9 protein-coding genes are annotated in these 13,559 nt (G+C 47.4%); 6 read left to right on the top strand and 3 right to left on the bottom strand.

The annotated features are described in order from the left end of the window. Positions 1-761, bottom strand: a 761-nt coding sequence (locus tag ASC50_RS02020) for a Gfo/Idh/MocA family protein (protein ID WP_226995335.1), incomplete at its 3' end; no start/stop codon positions are given. Positions 762-938: 177 nt separating this feature from the next. On the opposite strand from ASC50_RS02020, the gene ASC50_RS02015 reads away from it, so the two are divergent. From ASC50_RS02015 to ASC50_RS02005, 3 genes are read left to right on the top strand one after another with little or no spacing between them, the layout of a single operon-like run. Beyond that, a complete protein-coding gene (locus tag ASC50_RS02015) occupies positions 939-2,324 on the top strand; it encodes an aspartate kinase (protein ID WP_055432171.1) in 1,386 nt (461 codons plus the stop codon). Positions 2,325-2,369: 45 nt separating this feature from the next. After that, complete coding sequence (locus ASC50_RS02010) at positions 2,370-5,078, top strand: leucine-rich repeat protein (RefSeq protein ID WP_055432167.1); 2,709 nt, start codon at positions 2,370-2,372, stop codon at positions 5,076-5,078. Continuing rightward, positions 5,075-6,610 (top strand): OmpA family protein, encoded by a 1,536-nt coding sequence (locus ASC50_RS02005; protein ID WP_082592033.1) that lies wholly within the window; start codon positions 5,075-5,077, stop codon positions 6,608-6,610. Before ASC50_RS02010 ends, ASC50_RS02005 begins: the two co-directional genes overlap by 4 nt. 121 nt (positions 6,611-6,731) lie before the next feature. Here ASC50_RS02005 and crcB read toward each other — a convergent pair whose 3' ends face one another. Then, a complete protein-coding gene (gene crcB, locus ASC50_RS02000) occupies positions 6,732-7,103 on the bottom strand; it encodes a fluoride efflux transporter CrcB (RefSeq protein ID WP_055432165.1) in 372 nt (123 codons plus the stop codon). 23 nt (positions 7,104-7,126) lie between these two features. Beyond that, a complete protein-coding gene (mnmA, locus tag ASC50_RS01995; RefSeq protein ID WP_055432164.1) occupies positions 7,127-8,194 on the bottom strand; it encodes a tRNA 2-thiouridine(34) synthase MnmA in 1,068 nt (355 codons plus the stop codon). A gap of 287 nt (positions 8,195-8,481) precedes the next feature. Here mnmA and ASC50_RS01990 point away from each other — a divergent pair, with 287 nt between their 5' ends. The 3 genes from ASC50_RS01990 to ASC50_RS01980 form a co-directional block, all read left to right on the top strand. Further along, positions 8,482-10,284, top strand: a complete 1,803-nt coding sequence (locus ASC50_RS01990; protein ID WP_055432170.1) for a class I mannose-6-phosphate isomerase — start codon at positions 8,482-8,484, stop codon at positions 10,282-10,284. Between the two features lie 56 nt (positions 10,285-10,340). Then, a complete protein-coding gene (locus tag ASC50_RS01985) occupies positions 10,341-12,371 on the top strand; it encodes a beta-L-arabinofuranosidase domain-containing protein (protein ID WP_158648281.1) in 2,031 nt (676 codons plus the stop codon). Positions 12,372-12,395: 24 nt separating this feature from the next. Beyond that, positions 12,396-13,559: DUF5054 domain-containing protein (locus tag ASC50_RS01980; protein WP_158648280.1), on the top strand; the 1,164-nt coding region annotated here is incomplete at its 3' end.

The following is a 13,559-nucleotide window of genomic DNA, read 5'->3' as shown; positions in this document are numbered from 1 at the left end:
GCGAACAATACGCCGGTAGCGCCGTTGTCGAACCGCAACAAGGCGGCGCCATCGTCGTCAATGGGTCGTCCGGGTGCGAAGGCTTTGATTTCGGCGCACAGCTCGGTCACTTTCAAGCCGGAAATATATTCGGCCAAATGCCAGGCATGAGTTCCTATATCGCCCATAGCACCTGCTTTTCCCGACAGTTTGGGATTGGTGCGCCAGCCGGCATTGTTTCCGCCTTCTAATTCGATGCGGGTAGCCAACCAGCCTTGGGGATACTCTACATACACTTTACGCACTTTGCCGATGTCGCCGCGAGCGATGCGTTCTTTGGCTTCTTTCACAGCGGGGAAAGCCGAATAGGTATGCGTCAATGCCAAAACCAGTCCGGTTTCTTCCACTTTCGCTTTCAACAATTTGGCTTCTTCCAAACTGAAAGTGATGGGTTTGTCCACAACTACATGGAAGCCACCTTTGAGCGCCAACATAGCCGGTTCGAAATGAAAGGCATTCGGCGTAACGATGGTGACAAAATCCATCCGTTCTTCTTTCGGAAGTTTGACTTCATTTTCAAACATTTCCTGATACGTCTTGTAAATCCGATTTTCAGGGAGAAAATACGATTTCCCCGAAGAAATCGAGATTTCCGGATCAATACTGAAACAACCGCAAACCAGTTCGATTTGGTTGTCCATAAAAGCGGCCAAGCGATGAATAGCACCAATAAAGGCGTCACTTCCACCACCGACCATTCCCATTCTAAGTTTTCTGTTCATATCTATTAAATTTTAATTTATTAAATTTTTTGTTCTTATTAGTGAATGAAAAATAATTTGGCCGCAAAGATATGTATTATTTTTTTAATTACCAATTTTTTTTTGAAAAAAAACCTCCTATTCGACATAAGAAATTTTTCCGTACCTTTGCCGCATGGAAGACAGAAAAAAAAGGCAATGATAACAGTAGAAAAAATCGGCGGCACGAGCATGTCGCAGTTCGAGGATTGTTTGAACAACATCGTCAAACGCAATCGCACAGAGGCGACCATGTACAGTCGCATCTTTGTGGTGTCGGCGTACAATAACGTCACTAATTGGCTGCTCGAACACAAAAAGACGGGCGAACCCGGCGTGTATGAAAAGTTCGCCAAAAACGATGACTACGAATCGGCGTTGGACGAGCTCTACGAGCGGCTACTCGTACTCAATCAAGGCTTTGAAGCCATCGGGCTCAACCTTGCCGAAGCCAACAGCTTCATCAAATACCGCATCAAACAGGCAAAAACCTACCTCACATCCATGAATCAGGTGCTGACCTCCGGCTATGTCGAAAAAAGCAGCATCTACCTGGCTGCCCGTGAGATACTTGCCTCCTTAGGCGAAGCTCATTCTGCATGGAACTCGGTCAACATCCTGAACAACAACAGCATCAAAGCCACCTTCATCGACCTCTGCGGCTTCAACGACTCGGAAGAACTAACCATTGACGAGCGCATCCACAAGGCATTTGAAGGCATCGACTTCTCCAAAACGCTCTGTGTGGCAACAGGTTACACCAAAGGCACGGAAGGCATCATGCGCGCCTTCGACCGCGGCTATTCGGAAGTCACGTTCAGCAAAGTGGCGGTAGAGGTGAAAGCCGCCGAAGCCATCATCCATAAGGAATTTCACCTCTCCAGTGCCGACCCCAAACTCGTGGGCAAAGACAAATCCATCCCCGTGGGCAACACCAACTTCATGGTCGCCGACCAGTTGGCAGACGTGGGCATGGAAGCCATCCACCCCAAAGCGGCGAAACCGCTGGAATTGGCGGGCGTGAAAATCCGCATCAAAAACACGTTTGAACCCGACCATCCGGGCACTTTGATTTCCACCGACTACATCTCCCCTACCCCCAAGGTTGAAATTGTGTCCGGCACCGACCGCGTGATAGCCTTTGAGGTGCACGACCCTCTCATGGTGGGCGAAGTGGGTTACGACTTAAAAATCATGCAACTGATGCAAAAACACAGCATCAGCTACATCCTCAAATCCACGAATGCCAACAGCATCACGATGGTGGTGTGGGACAACGCCGCCACGCACACCATGCTGAGCGAAATGGAAAAATCGGTTTACAGTCTGACTGTCAAGCCGGTAGCTATCGCGTGTGCCATGGGGTCAAACATCGCCTATCCGGGCTTTTTGGCACGCTGTGCTCAGGCATTGTGCGAACAAAACATCAACATCGAATGTTTCGGGCAGTCGCTCAAACAGGTCAATATGCAGTTTGTGATTGCCCGTGACCGCTATGTAGATGCCATCAAAGCTCTCAACAACGCCCTTTGCGCCAATCAATAATTTTGTTGTATATTTGCAGCCGTAAAGACACTAATTTTTTTTGAGATGAAAAAGCTCATCACATTGATAATGCTCATGCTATTTGCCTGTAACTCAGCATTCGCACAAGAGCAAGAAGGCACAAGTGACAAGCCTTGGCTCATCGGTGTTGCCGGTTTCGAAAGTGACATCAGAGCTTATATTGAAAGGAATACCGATGGGAATACCCTCTACATCATCGGAACGGGAGAGAAGATGAAAGATTACCAACAAGGCGCTGTAGAGTGGTTTGAAAAACGCACCGATTTTGCAAATATAGTCATAAGTGCCGGTATTAAAAACATTGGCCATTATGCATTTGCGGGTTGCAGAAGTCTAAAAAATGTCACATTACCTCTTAATTTGGAATCGATTGGGAATAGTGCCTTCGCAGATGCCGAAATATTGTCGGACATTTCCCTCCCACGATCGCTGACAAGCATTGGAAGTGATGCCTTTCATTGGTGTTATGCATTATCTAACATTTACATTCCGGATGGCGTACGAAGTATTGGAAATTCTGCATTCGCTGATTGTACCGGCTTAACCACAGTTACGGGTGCCCGTTCTATAGAAACGATTCCGACACGTGCCTTTGATGGCTGTATCTCATTAAACAACTTCCCACTTGAGATCACAAATTTTAAAACCATAGGTGATTATGCCTTTCGGAAGACAGCCCTTACTACGATTCGGTTTGGCGAGAATGTGGCGTCGATTGGGCAATTCGCATTCGCACAGTCTCCTGCTCTAACTTCAATCACTATCCCGTCGAATTTGACAACAATTGGAAACTCTGCCTTTGCTGATTGTCCGGTGTTGACTAAGGTTATCAACCGCAATCGCACGCCACAATCAATTACATACAGCAGCCAATTTCGCAATGCCTCCCCACGCACAGACACGCTTATAGTAGCGGCGGGGGCACTCAAAGCATACAGAGAACACCCTGAATGGTCAAAATTTTCTCAAATTTTGCCGGATGGTAAATGCAAAGTAACATTTGATTGGCGTGATGGCACCCCCGGTAGAGTTACAGAGGTGTCCCCCGATAGTTTGGTTTCGCAACCTCCCCCTCCCACACGCGATAGATACGACTTTGACAGCTGGTACACAGATACGACTTACACGCAGGAGTGGGATTTTGCTACCGATGCAGTATCTTGCGACACCACATTGTATGCCAAATGGGACTCCATACACATAATCGGCTTCAATATAGATAGCACAGCAATACATCCAATCATGCAAGAAGACCCGACAAGGCGGTTGATAGCAACCACAGAGCCGCTGAATGCAACCGAGCAAAGTAAAATATGGTGGAGTGAAGACCCGCTCATTGCGACAGTAGATGCAAATGGGATGATAACAGCCATGAGTGAGGGTAGCACAACAATACACGTTAAAAGCAGTAGCGGGTCGTGGGAAAAAGTGTGCAGTGTAACCGTAAGCAAAGCCGTTCAAACCGTCACTTGGACCCACCCACTCACTTATACTTATGGCGACACTGCCATAACACTCGCCGCGACAGTAAACAGCAACTTACCGGTCACCTACACAGTCGATGACCCGGATATAGCAACAATAAACGACAGCACATTAACTGTCAAAAAAGCCGGCACAACAACCATCAGAGCCAATCGTGCATCGAATGCCGACTACCACCAAGCCGTTGAGGTATCACGAGAACTGACAATACGTCCGGCAATACTCGTTGTAAGAACAGACGATATGGTATGGGTTCATGGCAGACCCAACCAACCGAAGCCGGAACTCCTTTATGACGGCTGGCAATACGACGATGATGCCACGCACAACGATTTTTCTATGCCCTCTTCAATTGATTTTGACACAACAATTGACCGCTCCGTCGGTACTTACCCCCTCCCTGTAATACAGGGGATCTCCAACAACTACACAGTCGTAGCGACACCCGGATGGTTGTATGTCATAAACAACCCGACAGAAGACAATAATGTTGAAATACCCAACAGCACCCAATCCGATACCACCCACTATACAGCAGAGTGCGGCATCACGGAAGCGGTCGTAACGCTCACGCCCAAAAACTCGACCACCAAGGTTTTCTTTGAGGACGAGAGCGGCAACCTCACAGAGAGCAACAGCCTCACGGTTGATATTAGTCGCCCCGGCATCCACCCCGTCACCTACATCCTCAAAAGCCTCATCGACTCCGTTTCCTACACCTTATATATAGACAGCCCTGTTCAGTGGGATTCCGTTATAGGAATGAGGTATAACAACGTGCTGATTGTAAAAACCGACAACATTTATGGCTACAAATTTAGCAAGTGCGATTGGTTTGAAGATGACACGCCACTCCCCTCCGGACTGTATTATTCGGCAGGAGCCAATCACCATACCAACCTGTTGAAGGAAAACGCCATCTACAGAGCCACTCTCTACACCGATGACGGACAGATTTTGCATACCTGCGCGGAACCCGGACAGGTAAAACTCCATCAGGAGGACCCTGTTGATGCCCCCCTGCAAATCTATCCCAATCCTGCCCTCAAAGGTCAATCGGTCACCATTGACGGCATCCCGGAAGATGCGAAAGAAATCAAAATTTACGACCTCAACGGTCGTGTAGTAGGGACATGGCAAGCCGCGACACCACAAATGCCGCCATCCGCCACCATACCAATACCGTCCGAAAACGGTGTATATCTTCTGAAAGCAGGTGAAAAATCTGCAAAAGTGACGGTAGAATGAATAAAAGACGGTTACATATTGCACTGTTCGTCATGCTTGTCGGGTTCTTTGCAAACGATGCGCGCTCTCAATCGGTGCCGGATTCTGCAGAATCCAAGTTTCCCCATCCTCCTGAATGGTCCGCTTTCGCCGGAGTCGGACTGAGTACGCTGATTGGGTATTTTAATAGCTATCGACCCGCATTGGGGGGCGATGTGGGTGGCGGCTACACCTACTTCTTCCACCCCCATTGGGGCATAGCCATCGGTGCGAGCGTGGCACTCTTTAGAAGCAAAAACACGTTGCCGGGCATTACCGGCACCATTCAGGCGAATGATGGTACGGATGGCATCGCCGAGTTTGGTGGAAACGGTAATTTTGATTTCACATACTCCACCAAAGACTTCTCCGGACAGCAGTACCTCCTTCTTGCCAATATTCCTGTCATGCTGCAATATGAAAGTTATGTCAGTGAACACAACAAATCCTACAAATATTACTTCAAATTAGGTCCCAAAGTCGGGATTCCGCTCTATAGCAAGTACATCAATCGCGTGGAGGAAGTGCAAACATCGGGCACATTTTGGGACACACCCATCCAATCACCTGAAACCATGGGGTTTGTGCACAAAAACATCGAGAGCAAAGGTAAGATAACAACACGGCCTATAGCAGTTTTTTTGTCCGCCGAAACAGGCTTCAAACGGGATATGAAAAATGGCAACTGGCTCTACACAGGCTTCTATATTGATTATGGGATAATAAATGAATTGGTCACAGTCAGCAATGCATTATCCATTGAATACAACGCCAACTACCCGGAAGGAAAGGATGCAGACTATCAATTCCCCGGTGTGATAGTCCCCAAAACAAGCGGCAAAAATCCGTTCAATAGCACGATTCCCATCTCCGTGGGCATGAGAGTAACATTGGCATTCGGACGCAAAGAGAGAAAACTCAAAAAATCGGAAACATCGGAAACACTGTCACCACCATCTTCATCGACCGGTGTTCCTCCCGGTCAAGTCCCTACCCCAACTCCAACATCAACCCCACCCTCAACATCAACCCCAACCCCAACCGGCCGCTCGGACACGACCAAAGTGGTGCCAAGGCGCAGGACTATAACAAATCCGGCACGCATAGAAAAAATGAGAGATATGAAGAAACTGGAACGCCCACTAACATTTGAATTTGACAAATCCGAACTGTTAGACACAATAAAAGTTATCCTGGACGAAAAAATAATCGCCATCAAAAAGCAACTGGACGAAGACATACGCATATTGAAAAAATACCCCGATATAACAATAGTTATCGAAGGGCACACCTGCGACATAGGAACAGAGGAGCACAACATGACATTGGCAAAAGAGCGCGCAGAAGCCGTCAAAGCCTACATGCTGCAAAACGGCATCCCAACCCAAACAGTAGTAAGCACCATCAGCAAATCCACCTCAGAACCCCTCTACCCCAACACCACCGAAGAAAACCGACAAAAAAACCGCCGAGCAGAAATAAAAATAATTCAAAAGTTAGAGTTTAGTTATTAGAGTTTAGAGTTTAGAGTGTAGAGTTTAGAGTTTAGAGTGTAGAGTGTAGAGTGTAGTTAGAACAACTAAACTCTAAACTCTACACTCTAATAACTAAATTCTAAACTCTAAACTCTAATAACTAAACTCTAAGAGAAAGTCCTGCGTAGACTGCTGCTAAGCCGATGATTAGGGTTGCAGAAATATACAACACAAGCGTGGCGTATTGTCCTGTTTGAAACAGTTGCACATTTTCCAATGAAAAAGTCGAAAACGTGGTGAACCCGCCGCAAAATCCGGCAACCAACAACGCCCGCATATCGGCATCCAACGCATTGTGCCTCTGCGACCAGCCAATCAGCAACCCAATCAGCAAGCATCCAAGCACATTAACAAGAAACGTAGCCCACGGAAAACCACATTTATCACTCTGCATCAACCACTTGGAAGCAAGAAATCGCAAAATACTCCCCACCCCACCGCCTAAACCAACTAATAATATCTGTTTCATCATAACTCATAACTCATAACTCATAACTATTCAACAATCATCCCACTCCCCAAGCACAGCCTGCAATCTTCATCATAAATCACCCCAAACTGCCCTGCTGCAATGCCTTGTATCTTGTTTTCCGACTTGATGCGGTAGATGTCGCCGATGCGTTGGAGCGTTCCGAACGTAAATTCGGGGGTGTGACGGATTTTGAAAGCGATGCGCTTTTCGTCTGTAAACTCGCCCCACGGATCGTGTGTGATAAAATGGAAGCCTTGCAGGTTCACCACTTTGCCATACGCCGTTTCCGGTTCGTAGCCCTTGGAGGCATATATAATGTTGTTTTCGGCATCTTTTTTGACTACAAACCACGGTCCGCCGCCTAATTGAAGCCCCCGACGCTGCCCGATGGTGTGAAACCAATAACCTTTGTGTTCGCCCAGGATTTTACCTGTCTCCAACTCAACAATCTTGCCCGATTTTTCGCCCAAATAGCGGCGGATGAAATCGTTGTAGTTGATTTTCCCCAGAAAACAGATGCCCTGGCTGTCTTTGCGCAGTGCACTTGGCAATCCCTGTGCCGCAGCAATTGCCCTCACCTCGCTTTTTTGCAGATGCCCGATGGGGAACATCAATTTGGACACTTGCAGATAATCGACCTGCCCCAAAAAATAGGTCTGGTCTTTCACATGGTCTGCTGCTGTGGAAAGGTATGTTTTGCCGCCTACAACAGTCGTAGTCGCATAATGCCCCGTCGCAATCGTGTCAAAAGCGTGCCCCCATTTCTGCTCAAAGGTGCCAAATTTAATCAACTTATTGCACATCATATCCGGATTGGGTGTCAAACCCTGCCGCACCGCATCAATCGTGTAGCTCACCACATTTGCCCAATAGTCCTCTTGCAGCGACACCACCTCCATCCGGCAACCGTATTTTTTTGCAATCGCGGTTGTAATTTCGATGTCTTCTTCCGCCGGGCAATCGACATAACCGGCTTTGTCCTCCATACCAATCTTGATATAGAAAATCACAGGGTCGTAGCCGGCTTCCTTGAGCCGATGCACCACGACAGAACTGTCCACTCCTCCCGAAACAAGGGCTGCAATATTCATCTTGTCGTAAAAAATCGCGCAAAGTTAGGGAAAAATAGGCACAATCCACCTATTTTTATGCAATAAATCCGGAGCAACCGCACCCGGTGCGCCCGCGGGATACAGACATCTGAGAAATTGCGCAGTGAATATCAAGTGATTCAGATTTCTCTTTCAGACGGCAGACCAGACGCAGACGCAGACGCAGACAAAGAAAAGATTTGGTGGATTCAAAAATATGTTTTACCTTTGTACCCTTGTTTTATATGTACACACATATATACATGATTGGAAGTAAAAGAAATGTTATGAAAGAGTATTCAAAATCCGTTCAGGACAGCATAAGTCCCAATCCGTGGCGAAAAACAGAGCAGTATTTGGCTCCTCCAAAAGCAGCTGCAACCACCCCCGGACGCTATGATATTTATCCTGCTTTTCCTTTGGGAAGCGGCAAAATACACGTCGGCATCGCGCATTTATGCCAATGGCTCGCCGGACAAAAAACGGTTGTGCTTGATGGCTATATGGGCGTTTTTTGGAACCATTTGGTGGAACAAATAGAGGCTGAACTGCATCGGCAGGGCAAAAAAGTCCGCTGGCAACATGTAGAAACAGCGTTGCTCGCGCCGGAAAAAATAGAAGAAATGATTGCGCCCTCTATGGGTGAAGCCGATTCCATTTTTGGAAAAATGACAGATAAACAGTTGGCGGATTGGTTTGATAAGGATAAATTGAAGCGGCTGCAACCCGATTCGAGTGTCGATATTAACATTTTGGCAGGTTGCGGTGCCGCCTTAGCCGGATGGGATGCGCCCTTAGTCTATGTGGATTTGCCGAAAAATGAATTGCAGTTTCGGATGCGGGCGGGAGCGGCATACAATCTGGGTGCCGAAAAGCCGGAAGACGGGCGAATTATGTATAAGCGGGCATTTTTTGTGGATTGGCATGTATTAAACAAGCACAAAGCAGCGATTTTGCCCCATATTGATTGGATTGTGGATGGGCAACGCCCTGATAACTATCTGTGTATGCAGGGGAAAGACTTGCGGGACGGTTTGACGGCGATGAGCAAAAATTACATTCGGGTGCGCCCCTGGTTTGAGCCGGGTGCGTGGGGCGGCACGTGGATGAAAAACCGGATAGACGGTTTGAATAAAGACGTGAAAAACCTGGCATGGTCGTTTGAATTGATGGTGTTGGAAAACGGACTCATGTTTGAAAGCGATGATTACCGTTTGGAAGTTTCCTTCGATTTTCTGATGTATAACAACTACAAAGAAGTGCTGGGCGATTGTGCCGAACGGTTTAAGTATGATTTCCCCATCCGCTTCGATTTTCTCGACACATTCGACGGCGGCAACCTTTCCGTGCAATGCCACCCGCGACCGGAGTATATAAAATCGGAGTTTGGGATGCCTTTCACGCAGGACGAAACCTACTATATTCTTGATTGCAAAAATGAACCGGTAGTGTATTTGGGCTTTCAGGATGGCATCCATCCCGAAGAATTTCGCCACGCTTTGACAGAGAGTGAAAAAACGGCAAAAAAGATTGATATAGAACGTTTTGTACAAAAGCATAAGGCAAAAAAGCACGATTTGTTCCTGATTCCAAACGGCACCATTCATGCTTCGGGCAAAGACAATCTGGTGCTCGAAATAAGCAGCGCACCCTACATCTTCACCTTCAAAATGTATGATTGGGTGCGCCTCGACCTCGACGGCAAGCCACGCCCCATCAACATTGAGCACGGCATGAAAAACGCCTATTTCGACCGTCAAGGCGACCGGATAAAGCGGGAATTTATCAGCCAACCCTGCGTCTTGGACACCAACGACCGCTACACGGTAGAGCACCTGCCCACTCATGCCAACCATTTTTACGATGTGCACCGCTATTCGTTCGACAAAGAAATTACTATCGAAACCAATAACAAATGCCATGTTTGGATGTTGGTGGAAGGTAGTTCCGTAATCGTGGAAACCGCGCAAGGCATGAAACAGCGTTTTAATTATGCAGAAACGTTTGTGATTCCGGCGGCGGCAGGTTCGTATACCATTAAAAATGAAGGAAAAGAGATAGCACTGATGGTAAAAGCTTTCGTAAAATAATTAAAAGATAATATTAATAAAAATAAAATATTGTAATGATGAAAAAAAGAATTGTTTTGTCAATAACGGCATCCGCTGTTATTTTGTGTTCGTGCAACCCGAAGCTCAACGAGCAAGAGCTTGTTTTTTTGAACAAACGTGATTTTCTAATCAATGACACCTCATTGAAAGTAAAACCGGCATTTATTCCCCTGCCCGCCGGAGCCATTCATCCGCAAGGCTGGATAAAGGACGAGGCCATACTGGCTTCGCAAGGCATCACCGGACATCTGGACGAATGGAGCGTCACTTATGGAATGGCGTGGAAAGGAGTAGGTTTTGAAGCACGCGGCACCGACCCAAAAACCGGTATGGGATGGTCGCTGGAACAGGCTTCGTACTGGTTGGACGGCGCAGTCCGGCTGGCGTATATTCTAAACGACAGCGCGCTGATAAATAAAATATCAAGCCGACTTGACATGGTCGTTGATGGCGTGCTGAATGGCGGGAAATCCTTTATTTACTGGCAGGACGTGGATTTCAGAACGAGCGGGTTCAATAATTGGGCACATTCGCACATGGGGCGCGCTTTAGTTGCTTATTATGAATCCACGGGAAATCCGCGCATATTAGAGGCATTGACAAAGGTTTACGGGCAATTCGATTTGGTTTCCGTTCCTCATGCGCAGGGTCGTGTATCGGGCTGTACCAATGTTGACCCGATGGTTGCCACCTACGAATTAAGCGGCGACAAACGCATCTTAGACATCCTTCGGACTATGGCTGAATCGGAAGAAACAAAAGAAACGGTTCAAAAATGGTGCAACGGAGATTGTATCAACGGACACGGCGTGATTGTGTATGAAAATCTGCGCATCCCCGCCATGTTGTACCCCTGGACAAACAATCCCGATTTATTGAAGGCAACTCAAACGTATTTCCACTGGTTGGATGACAAAAATGGGCTGCCTTTCGGCATTGCTTCGTCTGAGGAATGGGTGGCAGGCATCGGTTCCACACGGAATACGGAAACCTGCAATGTTGCCTGCTCAGCATGGTCGTACCAGCAATTATACGAAATAACAGGCAAAGGCAAATTAGGCGACCGCATCGAAAAAATCTTTTTCAACGCGGCGCCCGTTCCCGCAGCCCGCGACTATCAAACAATGGCGTATTATCAAAGCCCCAATCGCATCGAAGGCGTGTTACCGGCTGAAAACCCCGGACATCCGGGCGATGGTGGAACCGGCGACCCCTATATCTTTCGCCCGCTGGGGCACGATGTGTTGTGCTGCGTGGGCAATCTCACCCGTGCCATCCCCAATTACATCATGCACAGTTGGATGGCGACCACAGACAAGGGCATAGCGGCAACGCTTTACGGTCCGTCTATTGTCAAAACAGTGGTAGCCAAAAATGTTCCGCTCACCATCACGTCTGAAACCGCTTATCCGTTTGAGGAAAATATCCGAATGACTGTTGAGCCTGCCAAGACTTGTGCTTTCCCGCTTTATCTGCGTATTCCTCAATGGTGCAAACAACCGACCATAACGGTCAATGGCGAAGCGATTGCTGCAAACAACAGCGAGTCGGGTTTTGTAAAAGTGGATAGAAAATGGAAGAAAGGGGACTTAATAGATTTGAAATTCCCCATGCAGATAGAAGTGGTCGATGGCAGGGAAACGGCTTTCCCTCGTGAGAATTATTTCATTCATGGAAGCAGCTCCGGAAGACCCATCGCAAAGGAAACAGAGATAAACAGCCCGTTCCGAACCGTTTATTACGGACCCTTATTGTTTGCCCTTCCGGTAAAAGACATCAGCCCGAACGAACAGGCACCCGACCAGCAATGGAAGTATGCTTTAATATCAAAAGACGCAAGCTCCATTAAACCCGCGTTCTCAAAAATGCCCGAACATTGGAGCTGGCAAATTGCGGATGCTCCCATCAGGCTGACTGTAAAAGCCGCCGCCTTTGACTGGCGACCGACCTCCATTCTCCCGCTTCCCAAAGAAGCAGTGACAGGAGGCAAAGAAACGGATATCGTGCTTGTGCCTTACGGTTGCACCAAGTTCAGGATAAGCATGTTTCCAATAGCAAAGTTATAATAATTAATAATAGGAGTTATAAAAATGAACAGGAAAAAAGTATGTATGGTGCTTGGACTGATGCTTGGCACAATGTGTTTCGGGCAACCGAATCCGGAAGTAACAAAAGTGCACGTCATCTTCAAAACGCACCTTGACATCGGTTATACCGATTTTGCAACGAAAATAGAACAGCGGTTTATTGAGGAATATATCCCCAAAGCCCTTGCCGTGAATGATGCACTGAAGGCGGAAGGCAGTGCAGACAGGTATGTATGGACAACCGGCACGTGGCTGGTAGATACCTATCTCAAACAGGCTCCGCCCGATTCAGTGAAAAAGTTTGAACAGGCACTGAAAGAAGGTGATTTCGCATGGGTCGGCATACCTTATACCATTGAATCGGAGTCCGCCAACCTCCCTCTTTTTGAAGGGATGTTGAAATTGTCGCACCGTCTTGACAAACAATTCGGCAAAAAGACGATTGCCGCCAAAATGACCGATGTGCCGGGACATACGCGCAGTATTGTTACTCCCCTTTACGATGCAGGCTTCCGTTTCTTACATATCGGTTTGAATTACTGTGCGCCCATACCCTCCGTACCGACCTTTTGCAGATGGCGGAATACAGACGGGAAAGAAATCGTGCTGATGTACCAGAACTCGTATGGTGAAACATCCGTTCTGCCCGACGGAAAAACGGTTGTTTCCATCAATTTTACCCATGACAATCGTGGTCCCCATACGCTACAACAGGTAAAATCAATTTACAGTAAACTGCGCGAACAGTATCCCAATGCACGAGTATTTGGTTCCACGCTCAGTGCTGTGGCAGAAGATTTGAGTAGCATGACCGCTCAAATGCCGGTACTTACGTCCGAAATAGGCGACACTTGGATTTTCGGTTACGCAAGTTCTCCGGTCATGATGTCGCGTTTCCGCGCCCTGTCAAGGCTTTATGCGGAGTGGCTGCAAACAGGGAAATTGGACAAAAACAGCGACATGGCAATTGATTATGCCGTTAAACTTGGTATGGTTGCCGAGCATACATGGGGATATAGTTGGATACCTTTGCAAAATTGGGACAAATATGATGTGGACATATTTAATGCGTCACGTCATCTGCCGGGGTTCAAAATAATGGAAAAGTCCTGGAAAGAAAAAGCCGATATGGTTGATAATGCCATTGCTATTCTGCCGATAAATCTG

The organism is Candidatus Symbiothrix dinenymphae, from assembly GCF_001431085.1.
The sequence above is the reverse complement of the archived record's forward strand: the minus strand, read 5'-3'. Positions and strand labels throughout refer to the sequence as shown.

Bases quoted from the DNA above. Each gene is read 5' to 3' on its own strand.
- crcB (WP_055432165.1), bottom strand. From the start codon at position 7,103: ATGATGAAACAGATATTATTAGTTGGTTTAGGCGGTGGGGTGGGGAGT.
- mnmA (WP_055432164.1), bottom strand. From the start codon at position 8,194: ATGAATATTGCAGCCCTTGTTTCGGGAGGAGTGGACAGTTCTGTCGTG.
- ASC50_RS02010 (WP_055432167.1), top strand. From the start codon at position 2,370: ATGAAAAAGCTCATCACATTGATAATGCTCATGCTATTTGCCTGTAAC.
- ASC50_RS02015 (WP_055432171.1), top strand. From the start codon at position 939: ATGATAACAGTAGAAAAAATCGGCGGCACGAGCATGTCGCAGTTCGAG.
- ASC50_RS01990 (WP_055432170.1), top strand. From the start codon at position 8,482: ATGAAAGAGTATTCAAAATCCGTTCAGGACAGCATAAGTCCCAATCCG.
- ASC50_RS02005 (WP_082592033.1), top strand. From the start codon at position 5,075: ATGAATAAAAGACGGTTACATATTGCACTGTTCGTCATGCTTGTCGGG.